This is a genomic window from Massilia timonae (assembly GCF_001866515.1).
In the GTDB taxonomy this organism is placed as follows: Bacteria; Pseudomonadota; Gammaproteobacteria; order Burkholderiales; family Burkholderiaceae_D; genus Telluria; species Telluria timonae.
The window spans coordinates 3,342,177-3,358,923 of the sequence record NZ_JRYB01000001.1 but is presented as its reverse complement, the minus strand read 5'-3'; the positions used below and the strand labels follow the sequence as shown (position 1 = coordinate 3,358,923).

At 63.8% G+C, this 16,747-nt stretch carries 18 protein-coding genes; 6 read left to right on the top strand and 12 right to left on the bottom strand.

Annotated features, from left to right (window positions below):
- Positions 1 to 76 precede the first annotated feature (76 nt).
- A complete protein-coding gene (gene pnp / locus LO55_RS14505) occupies positions 77 to 2,179 on the bottom strand; it encodes a polyribonucleotide nucleotidyltransferase (RefSeq protein ID WP_071361992.1) in 2,103 nt (700 codons plus the stop codon).
- Between the two features lie 176 nt (positions 2,180 to 2,355).
- Positions 2,356 to 2,625: a 30S ribosomal protein S15 gene (gene rpsO / locus LO55_RS14500; protein WP_005666365.1), complete on the bottom strand. Its 270-nt coding sequence runs from the start codon at positions 2,623 to 2,625 to the stop codon at positions 2,356 to 2,358.
- A gap of 186 nt (positions 2,626 to 2,811) precedes the next feature.
- On the opposite strand from rpsO, the gene LO55_RS14495 reads away from it, so the two are divergent.
- Together LO55_RS14495 and bamE are read left to right on the top strand one after the other, a co-directional pair.
- Positions 2,812 to 3,303, top strand: a complete 492-nt coding sequence (locus LO55_RS14495) for a hypothetical protein (protein ID WP_071361991.1) — start codon at positions 2,812 to 2,814, stop codon at positions 3,301 to 3,303.
- Positions 3,304 to 3,308: 5 nt separating this feature from the next.
- Positions 3,309 to 3,794 (top strand): outer membrane protein assembly factor BamE domain-containing protein, encoded by a 486-nt coding sequence (gene bamE / locus LO55_RS14490; protein WP_071363792.1) that lies wholly within the window; start codon positions 3,309 to 3,311, stop codon positions 3,792 to 3,794.
- Positions 3,795 to 3,797: 3 nt separating this feature from the next.
- Here bamE and LO55_RS14485 read toward each other — a convergent pair whose 3' ends face one another.
- The 10 genes from LO55_RS14485 to LO55_RS14440 all read right to left on the bottom strand — a co-directional run bounded on the left by LO55_RS14485 (position 3,798) and on the right by LO55_RS14440 (position 14,140).
- Positions 3,798 to 4,718, bottom strand: a complete 921-nt coding sequence (locus LO55_RS14485) for an alpha/beta hydrolase (protein ID WP_071361990.1) — start codon at positions 4,716 to 4,718, stop codon at positions 3,798 to 3,800.
- Position 4,719: 1 nt separating this feature from the next.
- A complete protein-coding gene (gene pssA, locus LO55_RS14480) occupies positions 4,720 to 5,586 on the bottom strand; it encodes a CDP-diacylglycerol--serine O-phosphatidyltransferase (RefSeq protein WP_071361989.1) in 867 nt (288 codons plus the stop codon).
- Positions 5,587 to 5,716: 130 nt separating this feature from the next.
- Positions 5,717 to 6,487 carry an SIMPL domain-containing protein gene (locus LO55_RS14475; RefSeq protein ID WP_071361988.1) on the bottom strand — a complete coding sequence of 257 codons (771 nt, stop codon included), beginning with the start codon at positions 6,485 to 6,487 and terminating at the stop codon, positions 5,717 to 5,719.
- Between the two features lie 257 nt (positions 6,488 to 6,744).
- A complete protein-coding gene (ilvC, locus tag LO55_RS14470) occupies positions 6,745 to 7,761 on the bottom strand; it encodes a ketol-acid reductoisomerase (RefSeq protein WP_071361987.1) in 1,017 nt (338 codons plus the stop codon).
- Positions 7,762 to 7,858: 97 nt separating this feature from the next.
- On the bottom strand, positions 7,859 to 8,350 hold the full coding sequence (gene ilvN / locus LO55_RS14465; protein WP_005666354.1) for an acetolactate synthase small subunit: 492 nt from the start codon (positions 8,348 to 8,350) through the stop codon (positions 7,859 to 7,861).
- Positions 8,350 to 10,077 (bottom strand): acetolactate synthase 3 catalytic subunit, encoded by a 1,728-nt coding sequence (locus LO55_RS14460; protein WP_071361986.1) that lies wholly within the window; start codon positions 10,075 to 10,077, stop codon positions 8,350 to 8,352. The genes ilvN and LO55_RS14460 overlap by 1 nt, the downstream gene beginning before the upstream one ends.
- Before the next feature lie 437 nt (positions 10,078 to 10,514).
- The gene (locus LO55_RS14455; RefSeq protein ID WP_071361985.1) at positions 10,515 to 11,390 is read right to left on the bottom strand and encodes an ABC transporter permease; all 876 of its coding nucleotides are present in this window, start codon (positions 11,388 to 11,390) and stop codon (positions 10,515 to 10,517) included.
- Positions 11,390 to 12,241, bottom strand: a complete 852-nt coding sequence (locus LO55_RS14450; RefSeq protein ID WP_071361984.1) for an ABC transporter ATP-binding protein — start codon at positions 12,239 to 12,241, stop codon at positions 11,390 to 11,392. Before LO55_RS14450 ends, LO55_RS14455 begins: the two co-directional genes overlap by 1 nt.
- A 1-nt stretch (position 12,242) precedes the next feature.
- Positions 12,243 to 13,247 (bottom strand): ABC transporter substrate-binding protein, encoded by a 1,005-nt coding sequence (locus tag LO55_RS14445; RefSeq protein ID WP_071361983.1) that lies wholly within the window; start codon positions 13,245 to 13,247, stop codon positions 12,243 to 12,245.
- Positions 13,248 to 13,264: 17 nt separating this feature from the next.
- Positions 13,265 to 14,140, bottom strand: coding sequence for a TauD/TfdA dioxygenase family protein (locus LO55_RS14440; protein ID WP_071361982.1), 876 nt, complete (start codon positions 14,138 to 14,140; stop codon positions 13,265 to 13,267).
- 218 nt (positions 14,141 to 14,358) lie between these two features.
- On the opposite strand from LO55_RS14440, the gene LO55_RS14435 reads away from it, so the two are divergent.
- Genes LO55_RS14435 through LO55_RS14420 form a run of 4 tightly spaced genes read left to right on the top strand, consistent with a single transcriptional unit; the run spans position 14,359 to position 16,694 of the window.
- Entirely contained in the window at positions 14,359 to 14,931 is a 573-nt protein-coding gene (locus LO55_RS14435) for an RNA polymerase sigma factor (protein ID WP_005666345.1), read from the top strand.
- The gene (locus tag LO55_RS14430; protein ID WP_005666344.1) at positions 14,928 to 15,344 is read left to right on the top strand and encodes a DUF3619 family protein; all 417 of its coding nucleotides are present in this window, start codon (positions 14,928 to 14,930) and stop codon (positions 15,342 to 15,344) included. The genes LO55_RS14435 and LO55_RS14430 overlap by 4 nt, the downstream gene beginning before the upstream one ends.
- The gene (locus LO55_RS14425) at positions 15,341 to 16,171 is read left to right on the top strand and encodes a DUF3106 domain-containing protein (protein WP_071361981.1); all 831 of its coding nucleotides are present in this window, start codon (positions 15,341 to 15,343) and stop codon (positions 16,169 to 16,171) included. The genes LO55_RS14430 and LO55_RS14425 overlap by 4 nt, the downstream gene beginning before the upstream one ends.
- Positions 16,158 to 16,694, top strand: coding sequence for an RDD family protein (locus LO55_RS14420; protein ID WP_071361980.1), 537 nt, complete (start codon positions 16,158 to 16,160; stop codon positions 16,692 to 16,694). The genes LO55_RS14425 and LO55_RS14420 overlap by 14 nt, the downstream gene beginning before the upstream one ends.
- The last annotated feature ends 53 nt before the right edge of the window (positions 16,695 to 16,747 follow it).

Here is a 16,747-nt window from a genome sequence, read left to right as displayed (position 1 = left end):
AATGAAAAAACCGCCAGGCTCACGCACTGGCGGTTTTTTCATCGAGCGGCGAACCGCTCACTTGCTTGCAGCTTGATTACTGCGCCGCGCCTTCGACAGGATCAGCCGCCTTCATCGACAGCTTCAGACGACCGCGCTCGTCGGTCTCGAGGACCTTGACGCGCACTTGCTGGCCTTCTTTCAGGTAGTCGGCAACGGCGTTGACACGCTCGTTGGCGATCTGCGAGATGTGCAGCAGGCCATCCTTGCCCGGCATGACTTGCACGATCGCGCCGAAGTCCAGCAGCTTGAGCACGGTGCCGTCGTAGGTCTTGCCCACTTCGACCGATGCGGTCAGCTCTTCGATGCGGCGCTTGGCTTCCTGGCCGGCGGCGGCGTCGACCGAGGCGATGGTCACGATGCCTTCGTCGGTGATGTCGATCTGGGTGCCGGTCTCTTCGGTCAGCGCGCGGATGACGGCGCCGCCCTTGCCGATCACGTCACGGATCTTTTCAGGATTGATGCGGATGGTGATCAGGCGCGGTGCGAAGTCCGACAGCTCGGTCTTCACGGTCGGCATGGCCTTCTGCATCTCGGCCAGGATGTGCTGGCGGCCGTCTTTTGCCTGGGCCAGCGCCACCTGCATGATTTCCTTGGTGATGCCCTGGATCTTGATGTCCATCTGCAGCGCGGTGATGCCCTGCGCGGTGCCGGCCACCTTGAAGTCCATGTCGCCCAGGTGGTCTTCGTCACCCAGGATGTCGGTCAGGACCGCGAACTTGCCGCCTTCCTTGATCAGGCCCATGGCGATGCCGGCCACGTGCGCTTTCATCGGCACGCCGGCGTCCATCAGCGCCAGGCAGCCGCCGCAGACCGAGGCCATCGACGACGAACCGTTCGATTCGGTGATTTCCGACACCAGGCGCACCGAGTAGCTGAAATCTTCAGGGTTGGGCAGTGCGGCGACCAGCGCGCGCTTGGCCAGGCGGCCGTGGCCGACTTCGCGGCGCTTCGGGGTGCCCACGCGACCGGTTTCGCCGGTGGCGAACGGAGGCATGTTGTAGTGCATCATGAAGTCGTCGGTGTACTCGCCCATCAGCGCGTCGATCTTCTGGCTGTCGCGGGCGGTGCCGAGGGTGGCGACCACCAGTGCCTGGGTTTCGCCGCGGGTGAACAGGGCCGAGCCGTGGGTGCGCGGCAGGACGCTCGAGCGGATCGAGATCGGACGCACGGTGCGGGTGTCGCGGCCGTCGATGCGTGGCTCGCCGTCCAGGATCTGCGAACGCACGACCTTGGCTTCCATGTCGAACAGGATATTGCCGACGTCGCCAGCATCGGCGGCAACGCCTTGTGCCGACAGCTCGGCCATCACTTCCGACGACAGCGACTTCAGCTTCTGCTGGCGGGCCGACTTTTCGCGGGTCTGGTAGGCGTCACGGATCTTGGCGCCGGCCAGTTCGCCGACGCGGGCGATCAGTTCTTCGTTCTTTGGCGCCGGCGCCCATTCGACTTCCGGCTTGCCGCCTTCGGCGACCAGGTCGTGGATCGCGTCGATCACGGCCTTCATTTGCTCGTGGCCGAACACGACCGCGCCGAGCATGACTTCTTCGGACAGTTGCTGGGCTTCCGATTCCACCATCAGGACGGCGGTTTCGGTGCCGGCCACGACCAGGTCCATCTGCGAGGTCTTCAGCTCGGTGGTGGTCGGGTTCAGGATGTACTGGCCGTTCGCGTAGCCGACGCGCGCGGCGCCGATCGGACCGGCGAACGGGATGCCGGCGATGCACAGGGCAGCCGAAGCGCCGATCATCGATGGGATGTCCGGATCGATTTCAGGGTTGACCGACAGCACGTGGATGATGACCTGGACTTCGTTCAGGTAGCCTTCCGGGAACAGCGGGCGGATCGGACGGTCGATCAGGCGCGAGGTCAGCGTTTCTTTTTCGGAAGGACGGCCTTCACGCTTGAAGAAACCGCCAGGGATCTTACCCGCAGCGTACGTTTTCTCCATGTAGTCGACGGTCAGCGGGAAGAAATCCTGGCCCGGCTTGGCGTCTTTTTTGGCAACCACGGTTGCCAGGATGACGGTATCCTCGACCGACACGACGACGGCGCCGCTGGCCTGGCGCGCGATTTCACCCGTCTCCAGGGTGACCGTGTGTTGACCGTACTGGAAGGTTTTCGTAACTTTATTAAACATTGGGTAATCCCTTTCATTTTACCGACAGATTTTCAGGAGCTGTCGTTCACCTCTCACCACGGGCCATCAAGAAATGGCCTTGTAACAAACAACAAGACAGCAAAAACGAAAAATGCCCGCGTCAGACAACTGGCGCAGGCATTTTTGACTAAACCGTCTGAAGCAAGAACTTGCGATTACTTACGCAGGCCCAGCTTGGCGATCAGGTCGCGATAACGATTCAGGTCCTTGTTCTTCAGGTAAGCCAGCAGGCTCTTACGGCGGTTGACCATCATGATCAGGCCACGACGCGAGTGGTGATCCTTCTGGTGTGCCTTGAAGTGGCCGTTCAGTTCGTTGATGCGTGCGGTCAGCAGTGCGACCTGGACTTCCGGCGAACCGGTATCGTTCTGGCCACGTGCGTTGTCCGCGATGATTGCGGCTTTGTTGATGTTTTCAACCGACATGATGTTACCTTTCACATGCGGTGCAAGAGTCGGAACCCCAGGCACCGTGATTTATCAAATAGCTGTCCGGATTGGACAGACCCGCCAGTATAGTGCAAAACGGCGGCTCGAACCAGTGTTTGCTATCCTTCTTCCGCGGTTGGACAGGGCTGCCGCTTGCTGGCAAGCTCGACACAGGTGAGAAAAATGAACAAGATAAACATATTTACAACACTGACCGCCTTGCTGCTGGCCGGCTGCGCCATGCGCACGGCGCCGGCTCCGGGCGACCCGCTGGACGTGGTGCAGTCCAAGATGGGCACGCCGACGGCGGTGTACATCGACGGCGCGGCGCGCACCCTCGAATACGCCACCGGCCCGATGGGCCAGTACACCTGGATGGCGCACCTGGGCCCGGATGGCCGCCTGACCTCGTATGAGCAAGTCCTGACGAGCGAGAAGTTCGCCACCGTCAGGATCGACCAGGCGACCAAGGACGACATGCTGCGCACCTTCGGCCATCCGGCCGAGGTTTCGCGCGTCGCCATGCACGACTATGAGGTGTGGTCGTATCGCTACAAGGAGGCCGGCGTGTGGAACTCGCTGATGCACGTCCACTTCGACGGGCAAGGCGTGGTGCGCCAGATGATGAATGCGTCGGATCCGATGTACAACCCACAGGATCGCGGCATCTGGTGAACACGATGATCAAATTAACTCCACTCATCGCCGCACTGCTGCTGACGGCATGCGCCATGCGCACACCGCCGAACCCGGGCGACACGCAGGATGTGATCCAGGCCAAGCTGGGAATGCCAACCGCGGTGTATGCCGATGGCGCGTCCCGTACTCTCGAGTACGCCACCGGCCCCATGGGCCAGTTCACCTGGATGGCGCACCTCGGCCCCGATGGCCGCCTGCTCTCCTACGAGCAGGTGCTCACGAGCGAGAAATTTGCCACGATTAAAATTGACCAGGCGACCAAGGACCAGGTGCTGCGCACCATCGGCCGCCCCGCCGAGCGATCGCATGTCGCCATGAAGGATTATGAAGTCTGGTCCTATCGCTACAAGGAAGCCGGCGTCTGGAATTCGCTCATGCACGTCCACTTCGACGGGCAAGGCGTCGTGCGCCAGATGATGAATGCGCCCGATCCGATGTACGAACCGCGCGACCGCTTCGGTTTTTGAGCGTTACCTGGCCGGAACGGTGCGGCGACCGCCGTCGCTGCGCACGAAATCCTCGACCGCGTCCAGGCTCGGCGCCAGGCGGCGCAGCGTGGCCGAGAGCGTGGCGACCAGGGTGGCGTGGTTGACGTTGTCGTAGTACTCCTCGCGCACGGGCACGCCGGCGTTGCGCATCCTGGCCGCGAGCGCGCCGGTATTGCGTTCCGGGTTCACCGTCGTGTCGTTGCGGGCGGCGATCAGCAGCGCCGGGGGCGCCCCGGCCGTGACGTGGGCGACCGGCTGCGAGTCGGCCGGCGTATCGGGATAGTGGAACACCGGACGCGTGGTTTCATTCTCGACGGGCAAGAAGTTATACGGACCCGCCATGCCGATCCAGCCGCGCAGGATGTCCGGGCTGCTCCCCTGTTCGCGCAGCCAGCGTGGATCGAGCGCCAGCATCGCCGCGTTATAGGCGCCCGCGCTATGCCCCATGAGAAACAGGCGTTTCGGATCGCCGCCATAGGCCGCGATCCGGCGTTCGGTCCAGACGACGGCGCGCGCGCCATCATGCAAAAAGTCGGGATAGCTGGCCTGCGGATACAGGCGATAATCGGGAATCACCACCACGAATCCGCGCTTGGCCAGCGAACGGCCGACGAAGGCATAATCGTCGCGCTCTCCACTGACCCAATTGCCGCCGTAGAAGAAGACGATCACCGGCGCCTTGCCTGCGCCAGACGCGGGCCGGTAGATGGACAGCACGTGGCGCGGGTCGGGACCGAAGGCGGCCGTCGCGACCGAACGCGCCGTCCCGCCGGGCGACACCACATTGACCAGGGTGAGCGGCGAACAGGCGCTCAGGGCGCCGGCCAGGACCAGGACGGCCAGCGCCAGCGCCGCGCCAGCGAGCGTCTTCGTCGAAAGAAAACGGCCGCTATGCACCGGCATGTCAGCGACGGATATCGTCCGGCTCGTCGTCGAGCGGGATGATGCTGACCGGCTTGCCCTTCGCCTTGCGCCAGACATACACGGCATAGCCCGACAGGCCATACACCACGAAGATCGGCCACAGCACCTTGGGCGGATCGATCGCCAGCAGCGCCAGCACCAGCGCGATCAGGAACACCGCGATGAACGGCACCGACTTTTTAAAGTTGATGTCTTTGAAGCTGTAGAACGGCACGTTGGACACCATGGTCAGGCCGGCGAACACGGCGATGCACCACGACACCCAATCCACCTTGCGCGCGCTGACGCTGATGTCGGGGTCGATCATCATCATGATGAAGCCGATCACCAGCGCTGCGGCGGCCGGGCTCGGCAAGCCCTGGAAGAAGCGCTTGTCCACCACCTGGATATTGGTGTTGAAGCGCGCCAGGCGCAGCGCCGCGCAGGCGCAGTAGATGAAGGCCGCGATCCAGCCCAGTTTGCCCAGGCCGCGCAGCGACCATTCATAGATCACCAGCGCCGGCGCGGCGCCGAACGAGACCATGTCGGCCAGGCTGTCGAACTGTGCGCCGAACTCGGACTGGGTATTGGTCAGGCGCGCGATGCGCCCGTCCAGGCCGTCGAGGATCATGGCGATGAACACGGCCCAGCAGGCATGCTCGAAACGCTGGTTCATCGCCATGACGATGGCATAGAAGCCGCAGAACAGGGCCGCGGTGGTGAAGGCGTTGGGCAGGAGATAAATGCCGCGGCCACGTTCGCCCGCCTGGCGGTCTTCCGCGCGGCGGCCGAAACGCTTTTTCAGGCGGGAGAATCGTGGACCCTTTGGCGTTGTCCCTGGTGTTCTTCTTCGTGGAAAGGTTGGCATAAGGAATCGTATTCAAGGTAGTCGCCGAGCGACAGTTCCCCCACATTATAGAGGTGGGGACACGTGTTAGCGAAACACTACGCTAACCCGACTGGCGATTGCCTGGCGCTTACTTGAACTCAACCGTCCTTTACTTGAACTTGACCTTGCCCACGACGCGCATCTGCAGCGTGGTTTCGCCCGGTTCGAAGCTCGGTTCCGACATCTCGTCGGCCATCTCGCGCTTGGCGCTGCGCATCATCATGGCCTGCGGCGCGGCGGCATCGCCCGCGTAGTTGCCCGAACCTTCGAAGTCGACCGTGTCGAGCACGGCGTCGGTCGGCTGGCGGCCCATGGCCTTGGCGATCGAGACGATGCGCTCGTTCAGGTTGCGGTAGGTCGCGGCGATGCGCTGGTCGTCCAGGCGCTTCTCGAGCTCGGGGCTCAGGCCGAAGTTGACGCCATTGATCTGCAGCACCTTCTGGGCGGCGGCGGCGGTCTTCGGCAGCGCGGCCAGGTTGGTGGTCTTCACTTCCAGGTACTGGCCGACGCGCCAGGCGATCGGCACCGGCTTGACCGGCTGCTGCGTGGTGCGGCCGACCGGCTGCGGCGGCACTTCCGGATAGACCGGGTAGGTGTAGTAGCCCTGGGTCTTGAGTTCGGCATTCGGATCGGCGCGGCGCACGATCTCGGTGCCCTCCTTCATCTTGCGGTTGACGCGGTCGGCGGCGGCGTTCTTGTCCTTGTCATGCTCTTCGACGGCGAAGACGACGGTGGCCTGGTCGTTGGCGTGCTTGACTTCGCCAAAGGCGGGGACCACGACCATGGTGCCGCTGGTAGCCGGCGACGGCAGGTTTTGCGCGTGGGCGGCGCTGAAGGCGAGGACCAGGGCGGCGGCGACGAGGGATTTAGAAACGGCCATTTATTGTTCTCCTATAAGTTGCGACAGATGTCTGACAGCACTTATACGATACCAATCGCCAGGATTCCATCGTGATTTTGTAATGGACAGTTGCAAATAAGTAGGTTTGGGGAAGGATTTGTAACAGCCGCAGCCAAAATAAAAGCGGGGTCAGGTCTGACATTCAGACACGACCCCAGCCATGGAAACGCTTAAAGTCGAGACCGTGTCCGAATGTCAGACCTGACCCTCGCTTTAGTCGCTTTACTCCAGGAACATCAGTTCTTCGACTGATCCACCAGCTTGTTCTTGGCGATCCACGGCATCATGCCGCGCAGCTTGGCGCCGACTTCCTCGATCTGGTGCTCCGCGGTCAGGCGGCGGCGCGAGATCAGGGTCGGGGCGCCGGCCTTGTTTTCCAGGATGAAGCTCTTGGCGTATTCGCCGGTCTGGATGTCCTTCAGGCATTGGCGCATGGCGTTCTTGGTGTCTTCGGTCACGATGCGCGGTCCGGTCACGTACTCGCCATATTCCGCGTTGTTCGAGATCGAGTAGTTCATGTTGGCGATGCCGCCTTCGTAGATCAGGTCGACGATCAGCTTCAGTTCGTGCAGGCACTCGAAATACGCCATTTCGGGCGCGTAGCCGGCTTCGGTCAGGGTTTCGAAGCCCGCCTTGATCAGCTCGACGGCGCCGCCGCACAGCACGGCCTGCTCGCCGAACAGGTCGGTCTCGGTCTCTTCGCGGAAGTTGGTCTCGATGATGCCGGCGCGGCCGCCACCGTTGGCCATGGCATACGACAGCGCGATGTCGCGCGCCGCGCCCGATTTGTCCTGGTAGACGGCGACCAGGTGCGGCACGCCGCCACCTTGCGTATAGGTGCCGCGCACGGTGTGGCCCGGTGCCTTCGGCGCGACCATGATCACGTCGAGGTCGGCGCGCGGCACCACCTGGCCGTAGTGCACGTTGAAACCGTGGGCGAAGGCCAGCACGGCGCCCTGCTTGGCGTTCGGCGCGACGTTCTTGTGGTAGACCTCGGCGATGTTTTCGTCCGGCAGCAGGATCATGATGACGTCGGCGGCCTTGACCGCCTCGTCGACCTCGGCGACCTTCAGGCCGGCCTGCTCGACCTTGTTCCACGAAGCGCCGCCGCGGCGCAGGCCGACGGTGACGTTGACGCCCGATTCAGAGAGGTTCTGGGCGTGGGCGTGGCCTTGCGAGCCGTAGCCGATGATGGCGACGTTCTTGCCTTTGATGAGGGAGAGGTCGCAGTCTTTGTCGTAGAAAACTTTCATTTGGGTATCCTGTATATAAGTAATGTAGTGGTGTTCGGGCGTAACGCGTCGGCGGCCGAGCCGCCAACCCTACGTCGTTTATTCAGCGTTTTTCTTGTCAGACTTTGAGGATGCGTTCGCCGCGTCCGATGCCCGAGCCGCCGGTGCGGACCGTCTCGAGGATGGAAGCCCGGTCGATCGAGTCGATGAAGGCGTCCAGCTTCGACTTGGCGCCGGTGAGCTCGATCGTGTAGGTCTTTTCGGTGACATCGATGATGCGGCCGCGGAAGATGTCGGCGGTGCGCTTCATTTCTTCGCGCTCCTTGCCGACCGCGCGCACCTTGATCAGCATGAGCTCGCGCTCGATGTGCTGGCCTTCGGTCAGGTCGACCACCTTCACCACCTCGATCAGGCGGTTCAGGTGCTTGGTGATCTGCTCGATGATGTCGTCCGAACCCGAGGTGACGATCGTCATGCGCGACAGGGTCGCGTCTTCGGTCGGGGCCACGGTCAGCGTTTCGATGTTGTAGCCGCGCGCCGAGAACAGGCCGACCACGCGCGACAGCGCGCCGGCTTCGTTCTCCAGGAGGACAGAGATAATGTGTCGCATCACAGGTCCTCCGAGCCGAGCAGCATCTCGTTCAGGCCACGGCCCGCCTTGACCATCGGCCAGACGTTCTCGCTCTGGTCGGTGATGAAGTTCATGAAGACCAGGCGGTCCTTCATGGCGAACGCTTCGCGCAGCGAACCCTCGACGTCGCCCGGCTTTTCGATGCGCATGCCGACGTGGCCATAGGCCTCGGCCAGCTTCTCGAAATCGGGCAGCGAATCCATGTACGACTCGGAATAGCGCGAACCGTAGTCGATCTGCTGCCACTGGCGCACCATGCCCAGGAAGCGGTTGTTGAGCAGGATGATCTTCGGCGTCAGGTGGTATTGCTTGCAGGTGGCGAGCTCCTGGATGCACATCTGGATCGAACCCTCGCCGGTGACGCAGGCCACCGTCGCATCCGGATTGGCCATCTGCACGCCCATCGCGAACGGCAGGCCGACGCCCATCGTGCCCAGGCCGCCGGAGTTGATCCAGCGCCGCGGCTTGTCGAAGGGGTAGTATTGCGCGGCCCACATCTGGTGCTGGCCCACGTCGGAAGTGATGAAGGCGTCGCCATCCGTCACGCGGTGCAGCTGCTCGATCACCGCCTGCGGCTTGATGACCGTATCGGAGGTCGGATACTTGAGGCAGTCGCGACCACGCCATTCGGCGATCTGCTTCCACCAGCCCTGCAAGGCATTGGTATTGGTCTGCACATTGCCGGCGTCGAGTTGCGACAGCAGTTCGACCAGCACGTCCTTGACGTTGCCGACGATCGGGATGTCGACCCGCACCCGCTTCGAGATCGACGAAGGATCGATGTCGATGTGGATGATCTTGCGCGGATTCGAGGCGAAATGCTTCGGATTGCCGATCACGCGGTCGTCGAAGCGGGAACCGATGGCGATCAGGACGTCGCAGTGCTGCATCGCCATGTTCGCTTCATAGGTGCCGTGCATGCCCGGCATGCCGACGAAATGCGGATCGGACGAGCGCGATCCGCCCAGGCCCATCAGCGTGTTCGTGATCGGGAAGCCGGTTTTCTCGACCAGGCGGTTCAGCTCGTCCGAGGCATTGGCCAGGATCACGCCGCCGCCCGCATAGATCATCGGGCGCTCGGCGTTCTGCAGCAGCTGGACCGCCTTGCGGATCTGGCCGGCGTGGCCCTTGTCGACCGGACGGTACGAGCGCATCTCGATCTCGCGCGGGTACTCGTACAGGCATTTGTTGACCGTGATGTCCTTCGGAATATCGACCAGCACGGGTCCGGGACGACCGGTGCGGGCGATGAAGAAGGCTTTCTTGATGGTCGAGGCCAGCTCGCGCACGTCCTTGACCAGGAAGTTGTGCTTGACCACCGGACGCGTGATGCCGACGGTGTCGCATTCCTGGAAGGCATCCTGGCCGATCGCGTGGCTGGGCACCTGGCCCGAGATCACGACCATCGGAATCGAATCCATATACGCGGTGGACAGGCCGGTGACGGCATTGGTGACGCCGGGGCCGGAAGTGACCAGGGCCACGCCCACGGTGTTCGAGCTGCGCGAATAGGCGTCGGCGGCGTGCACCGCGGCCTGTTCGTGGCGAACGAGGACGTGCTGGAATTTATCCTGGTTGAAGATGGCGTCGTAGATATAGAGGACCGCGCCGCCCGGGTAACCGAAGACGTGCTTGACGCCCTCTTCTGCCAGACAACGGACCACTATCTCAGCGCCCGTGATCGGGACTGCTGAATCGTTACTCATGTACATTCCTTTCAAAACCCAATGGGAGATTGATCGGATGCCCGTTCCTAACGATATGCGTCTTTGCGCGACAACCCTCAGGCTTGACTACTTTCTGCGTGCACGTCGATGTTTCGGACACCGTAGGGTCCTTACGCACCGGCGCTGGGCGCAACTCGTTGAGCGTGAGTGTTTGTAGCGGTCTTACGCATCTCTCGCGCTTGTGGCGCGGGTCGGAGCAAACTGCCTACAAATGAAAGCGTGTCACAACCGGACTGGGCCTTGTGTGCCGACTCCGGATGACGTAAAAGCCTTGGGGATGCAAAGCGTGAGAGACACCTTACCGCGCCGCACCATTTTGGTCAAGAAGGAAAGATAAAAATCGCTTCATGAACAAAAATGGTGCAACAAATTCGGCGAACAATCCGAAATATGCGCGGTTTTTGCGTGGCGGGCGCTCAGCGCTGCATGCCCCAGCGCCGGACGGTGACGCGTTCCAGCGCCTGGAACACGAAGTGCTCGATGGCCAGCCCGATCAGGATCACGGTCGCCAGCCCCGCAAACACTTTATCGGTAAACAGCTCGTTGCGGCTCTGGAAGATATACCACCCCAGCCCGCCCTGCCCCGAGGTGCTGCCGAACACCAGCTCGGCGGCGATCAGGGTGCGCCAGGCGAACGCCCAGCCGATTTTCAGGCCCGACAGGATGGCCGGCAGCGCGGCCGGGATCAGGATCTGCAGCACCATGCGCAAGCCGCCCAGGCCATAGTTGCGGCCGGCCATGCGCAGGGTTTCGGGCACGGCCCGGAAACCCGCGCTGGCGTTCAGCGTCAGCGGCCACACCACCGAGTGCACCAGCACCATCAGCAGGCTGCCCTTGCCGAGCCCGAACCACAGCAGCGCCAGCGGCAGCAGCGCGATGGCCGGCAGCGGATTGAACATCGAGGTCAGGGTATCGATCAGCGCGCGGCCGAAGCGGTTCGACACCGCCAGCCAGGTCAGCAGGAATGACCCGGCCACGCCCAGCAGGAAGCCCTGGCTCAGGATCGCCAGCGACACCGACACATAGCCGACCAGCTCGCCCGACAGCATGCCGTCCACGAAGGCGCGACCGGTCTGCAGTGCCCCCGGCAGCAGCAGGTCGTTGTCGAACCAGCGCGCGAGCAATTCCCACACGACGGCCAGCGCCAGCAGGATGGCGGGTTTTCTCAGCCAGCCGAAGCGGTCCAGCGCGAAGGAAACGGAGGGCGCCGCGCCGGGCGTCGGCGCGGCCAGGGCCGGCTTGAGCGGCAACACGTATTCGGGACGGATCGGCGGTTCGCGCAAGGTCGTCATCAGTGCGCCTCCACCATGCGATCTGCATCCCGGCGCACATCCGGCGCTGCATCGCCATCGAACAACAGAGCATGGATGCGCTGGGTGGCGGCCTGGAATTCCGGGCTGCCCGCGCTTTGCAGGCTGAACTGGTGGCTATTGAGCTCGGCCCGCACCCGGCCCGGATGGGGCGACAGCAGCAGGATGCGGTTGCCCACCACCAGCGCTTCCTCGATCGAGTGGGTCACGAACAGCATGGTGAAGCCGATTTCATCCCACAGCGCCTGCAACTCTTCCTGCATGCTGCGCCGGGTCAGCGCATCGAGCGCGGCGAACGGCTCGTCCATCAGCAGCACGGCCGGCTGCATCGCCAGCGCGCGGGCAATCGCCACCCGCGCCTTCATGCCGCCCGACAGCGTGTGCGGATAGGCGTCGGCAAAGCGCGCCAGCCCGACCTTGCCCAGCCAGTGGCGGGCACGCCGGTCGGCCTCGCCACGCGATACGCCGCCCGCCAGCAGCGGGAACATCACGTTCTGCCGCACCGTCTTCCAGGGCGGCAGCTGGTCGAATTCCTGGAACACGACGATGCGGTCCGGTCCCGGCCCCGTGATCGGCTTGCCGGACAGGCCGAGGCTGCCCGCACGCGGCGCGATGAAGCCGCCGATCGCTTTCAACAAGGTCGACTTGCCGCAGCCGGACGGCCCCAGCAGCACGAAGCGGTCGCCGCGGTGGACGTCGAAGCTGACGTCGTCCGTGGCGCGCACGATGCCGCGTTCGCTGGCGTACTCGAGCGTGACGTGCTCGGCGCGCAGCAGCGGCTCGGCCGTTGCCATATTCCGGACGAGGTTCAGTGGTTTAACGGGGGTAATCATGTCAGCTCCCGTTGGCGATGACCGGATGCTCGAAGAAGTAATCCTTCCACGACGCCGGCTTGTTCCTGATGGCGCCGACCTGGTGCAGGAACTGCGCCAGGCCCAGCGTGTTCTGCGGCGCCACGCGGAACTGGGTCTTCGGGTCCTTGATCACCTTCAGCAGCAGCGCCCGGTCGATAATGCCCTTGTTGACGCGCAGGTAGGCATCGGCCGCGCCTTCCGGATTGGTCGCGATGTACCGGGACGCCTCGGCCAGCGCATCGAGGAAGGCGCGATACGTTTTTGGATTTTCCTTCACATATTTTTCGGTGGCATACAGCACCGTGCTTGACGCCGGCCCGCCCAGCACCTGGTAGGAATCGAGCACGATTTTCGCGTTCGGGTTACCGGCAAGTTCTTGCTCCTGGAATGGCGGCCCGCCGAAGTGGGCGTTCAGTTCGGTCTTGCCGGCGATCAGGGCCGCGGCGGCGTCCGGGTGCGGCACGGTCTGGGTGATCGGGTCGAGTTTCTTGAATTGGGCATTGCCCCACTGCTTGGCGGCGGCCATCTGCAGGATGCGAGCCTGCACCGACACCGTCACCGCCGGCAAGGCGATGCGGTCTTTCGGGCCGAAGTCGGCAATCGTCTTGACCGCCGGATTGGTGCTGACCAGGTAATAGGGGAAGCTGCCCAGCGAGGCCACGCCGCGCACGTTCTGGCGGCCCTTGGTGCGGTCCCAGATCGTCATCAGGGGGCCGACGCCGGCCCCGGCGATATCGATCGAGCCCGACAGCAGCGCATCGTTGATCACGGCGCCGCCGGACAGCTTGACCCAGTCGACGTCGACGTCGACGCCCTGCTTCTTGCCATGCTTTTCGATGAGTTTCTGATCTTGCGCCACGTTCAGCAGCAGGTAGACCACGCCGAACTGCTCGGCGATGCGGATCTTGCCCTCGGCCTGGGCGAATGATGGTAGCGCCAGGGCCAACGCCGCGCCGACGGCAAGGATCTTCTTGTGGAGTGTCATGGGTTTCCCGGATTGAGTCAGAACGGAACGTCGCCTTCGATGGTCGTGCGGTACAGCTTGCGGCGCAGGTGGTCGGGACAGCCGGCCGCCAGGTGCATCAGCGAGCGGTTGTCCCAGAACACCATGTCGTGAGGCCGCCACTGATGGCGATAGACATGTTGCGGGCGCGTGCCATGGTCGAACAGCGCGTCGAGCAGTGCGCGGCTGCGCCGCTCGGGCACGCCCAGGATGCGGGTGGTGAAGTGCTCGCTGACGAACAGGGCCTTGCGGCCGGTCTCGGGATGGGTGCGCACCACCGGGTGATTGACCGGCTTGACCTCGTCGATCTGGGCCTGGGTGAGCTGCGGGCGGAACGGGTTTTTCTGGCGCAGCGCTTCATACTTGGCCAGATACCAGTGCTCGGCCTGCAAGCCTTCGACTTCGCGCTTCAGGTCGTCAGGCAAGGCTTCCCAGGCCGTGTGCTGGTTGGCGAACAGGGTGTCGCCGCCTTCGGCCGGCAGCTCTTGCGCATGCAGCATCGAGCCCAGGCTCGGCGTTTCCTTGTACGACAGGTCGGAATGCCAGAAGTGGCCGGCATCGCCCAGGCCGATCGGCTGGCCGTTCTCGCGGATGTTCGAGACGATGAGCACTTCGGGGTGGCCCGTCAGCTGGAAATTGCGCAGCACGTGGATCTGCAACTGGCCGAAGCGGCGGCTGAACGCCACCTGCTGGGCCGGCGTGATGTGCTGGTCACGGAATACCAGCACGTGGTGGTCGAGGTGGGCGCGGTGCAGGCGGCTGAAATCTTCCGCGCCGAGCGGACGCGACAGGTCGAGGCCGACGACTTCGGCGCCCAGCGGAGCGCCGATGATGGGGTGGACAGCAAATGCTTGACGAGGAATATCGAGCGGCATGATGGCGGAGGCGGGATGATCGTGTTGACAGCCTAACCACGCTCCCATAGGCGAACAACGAATGATTTCGCGTATCTTCATGCAGTTATTGAACGTTATGTAAATAGCATTGCCGCCTCCCGGCCCTGCGCGTTTACGGTGCAGGCGAGGACGTTTTTTGCTAGGATGCGAAAGTTTTCCCTAAAGCACGAGCAAGACGAGCGCTTCCTTGAACCCGCATGGCCACAGATAAAGAACTCAACGACTTCCTCGCGAATGTCGAACGGCGTGCGTTCAAGCAGGCGGTGTATGCGGTGCGCAAGGACGAGTCGGCGCTGGACATCGTCCAGGACGCCATGATCAAGCTGGCCGAAAAGTATGGCGACAAGCCGGCCGCCGAATTGCCGATGCTGTTCCAGCGCATCCTGCAGACGACCATCCTCGATTACTTCCGCCGCGAAAAAGTGCGCAACACCTGGGTCAGCCTGTTTTCGGGCTTCAGCCGCGGAGAGGGAGGTGACGATGACGACTTTGATATACTTGCCTCATACGAGGCCGAAGAAGGATCGGCCGCCGCAGAGTCGAGTGCGGACCAGATTGAGCGTGAACAAACCTTGCGCTTGATCGAAGAAGAAGTACAAAAGCTCCCAACGCGTCAACGGGAAGCCTTCCTCATGCGTTACTGGCAGGATATGGACGTGGCCGAAACGGCCGAAGCGATGGGATGCTCCGAAGGCAGCGTCAAGACACATTGCTCCCGTGCCACCCACGCCCTCGCCGCAGCGCTCAAGGCCAAGGGAATCACATTATGAATACCGACGACATCAACCTGGCGTACAAAATCCGCCATGCACTGAACGAACAGCTCGACACCTTGCCGGCCTCGACGACCGACCGGCTGGCCGCCGCGCGCGCCGCCGCGCTCGCGCGCAAGAAGGCGGACGCGCCGGTCGAGTATTTCAAGCCAGCCCCTTCCGGCTGGCGCGAGATGCTGGCCGGCTTCGGCAATCTCGTGACGGGTCCGGCCATGTCGCGCCTGGCGGTCGCCGTGCCGATCCTGGCGCTGGTGATCGGCATGGGCGGCGTCTACCAGCACGAACAGCAACAGCAGATCGCCGAGCTGGCCGACATCGACGCGGCCGTGTTGTCCGATGAACTGCCGCTCAATGCGTATCTCGACCCGGGCTTCAGCGCTTACCTGGAGTCGCAGCAGCGCCGGCAATGACGAAGAACGACGCTTCACAGTCTCGCGCATCGAAGCCCGGCGCCGCGAAATCCCGGTTCCCCGTCCTGAAAACGGTGGCCGGGGTCCTGGTGGCGGGTGCAATCGCCTGGGTCATCGTCGACCGTTTCGACACCCCGTCCGTCCTGCCGTCGGTGGCCGATGCCGTCGATGGCGAACGCGCGTCGCCCAAAGCCTTCGACAAGCCCCTGTGGAACGAACTGAGCAGCGCCCAGCAAGTGGCGCTGGCGCCGCTGGAACCCGAGTGGAACCAGATGGAAGGACCGCGCAAGCGCAAGTGGATCCAGATGTCGGCCCGCTTCGCCTCGCTTTCCGCGTCCGAGCAGCAGCGCGTGCACGAACGCATGCGCCAGTGGATGAAGCTCACCCCCGCGCAGCGCGAACTCGCGCGCGAGAACTACAGCCGCACCAGCCGCCTGGCCCAGGGCGGCGACAAGGCGGCCGACTGGGAAAACTACAAGCAGCTGTCGGCCGAACAGAAACGCCAGCTGGCGAACAGCCCGGCGGCGACGCGCCACAAGAGCATCCCGGTGGCGCTGCCTGAAGCGCCGATGCTGGTCACGCCGACGCCCTGCCCGCCGAACACCACCCGCCGCGGCGCCGAGTGCATCCTGATCGGCACCGATACCGTGGTGCCGACCGACACCGCGGGCGTGCCGCCGGCGGCGCAGCCCGGCGGCGCCGGGCCCGGTCCTGCTCCCGTCGTGACGCCGGGACCGGCGGCCAGCTCCCCTGGCGCCGATGGCGGCGCGATCGCCGCGCCTGGCGGCCAGCAGGCACCCGCGCAGGCCGCCAATGCAAGCAACTGAGCCGGTCGCCACCAGTCCGGTGCACGCGCCGCCCCTGCCGGCGCCGACCATCAAGCGCCGCGTGACGGTGATGGTCTATGAATTCTTCCTGCTGTTCGCCGTCGAGATGCTGGCGGTGCTGGTCTACCTCCTCCTCACCGGCAACCGCCAGGAGCCGCTGTTCCAGCATGGGCTCAAGCTCTGGCTGTTCCTGGTGACGGGCCTGTACTTCACCTGGTGCTGGCGCGACAGCGGCCACACGCTGGCCATGAAGACCTGGCGCATCAAGGTGGTCCAGGCCGGGCACGCGCGCCTGCCATGGCGCACCGCCATCGCGCGTTACCTGCTGGCCTGGGGCTGGTTCGCGCCGGCGCTGCTCGTGTGCGCGGCGTTCGGCCTGCACGCCAGGGGCGAGATCGCCATCGCGCTGGCGGTCGGCATCGTCCTGTGGGCGCTCACCGCCCTCCTCGACGAGGACCGCCAGTTCCTGCACGACCGCCTGGCCGGCACCCGCCTGGTCCAGCTGCCCAAGACCAAGCGCTGACCGGGCGCGAGCTTGCTGCGCGGCATTCGAACGCGGCGACATCCTGAATCGCG

Bases quoted from the DNA above. Each gene is read 5' to 3' on its own strand.
- ilvC (WP_071361987.1), bottom strand. From the start codon at position 7,761: ATGAAAGTTTTCTACGACAAAGACTGCGACCTCTCCCTCATCAAAGGC.
- LO55_RS14435 (WP_005666345.1), top strand. From the start codon at position 14,359: ATGGCCACAGATAAAGAACTCAACGACTTCCTCGCGAATGTCGAACGG.
- pnp (WP_071361992.1), bottom strand. From the start codon at position 2,179: ATGTTTAATAAAGTTACGAAAACCTTCCAGTACGGTCAACACACGGTC.
- LO55_RS14460 (WP_071361986.1), bottom strand. From the start codon at position 10,077: ATGAGTAACGATTCAGCAGTCCCGATCACGGGCGCTGAGATAGTGGTC.
- LO55_RS14420 (WP_071361980.1), top strand. From the start codon at position 16,158: ATGCAAGCAACTGAGCCGGTCGCCACCAGTCCGGTGCACGCGCCGCCC.
- LO55_RS14430 (WP_005666344.1), top strand. From the start codon at position 14,928: ATGAATACCGACGACATCAACCTGGCGTACAAAATCCGCCATGCACTG.
- pssA (WP_071361989.1), bottom strand. From the start codon at position 5,586: ATGCCAACCTTTCCACGAAGAAGAACACCAGGGACAACGCCAAAGGGT.
- LO55_RS14455 (WP_071361985.1), bottom strand. From the start codon at position 11,390: ATGACGACCTTGCGCGAACCGCCGATCCGTCCCGAATACGTGTTGCCG.
- LO55_RS14485 (WP_071361990.1), bottom strand. From the start codon at position 4,718: ATGCCGGTGCATAGCGGCCGTTTTCTTTCGACGAAGACGCTCGCTGGC.
- LO55_RS14475 (WP_071361988.1), bottom strand. From the start codon at position 6,487: ATGGCCGTTTCTAAATCCCTCGTCGCCGCCGCCCTGGTCCTCGCCTTC.
- rpsO (WP_005666365.1), bottom strand. From the start codon at position 2,625: ATGTCGGTTGAAAACATCAACAAAGCCGCAATCATCGCGGACAACGCA.
- bamE (WP_071363792.1), top strand. From the start codon at position 3,309: ATGATCAAATTAACTCCACTCATCGCCGCACTGCTGCTGACGGCATGC.
- LO55_RS14440 (WP_071361982.1), bottom strand. From the start codon at position 14,140: ATGCCGCTCGATATTCCTCGTCAAGCATTTGCTGTCCACCCCATCATC.
- ilvN (WP_005666354.1), bottom strand. From the start codon at position 8,350: ATGCGACACATTATCTCTGTCCTCCTGGAGAACGAAGCCGGCGCGCTG.
- LO55_RS14425 (WP_071361981.1), top strand. From the start codon at position 15,341: ATGACGAAGAACGACGCTTCACAGTCTCGCGCATCGAAGCCCGGCGCC.
- LO55_RS14495 (WP_071361991.1), top strand. From the start codon at position 2,812: ATGAACAAGATAAACATATTTACAACACTGACCGCCTTGCTGCTGGCC.
- LO55_RS14450 (WP_071361984.1), bottom strand. From the start codon at position 12,241: ATGATTACCCCCGTTAAACCACTGAACCTCGTCCGGAATATGGCAACG.
- LO55_RS14445 (WP_071361983.1), bottom strand. From the start codon at position 13,247: ATGACACTCCACAAGAAGATCCTTGCCGTCGGCGCGGCGTTGGCCCTG.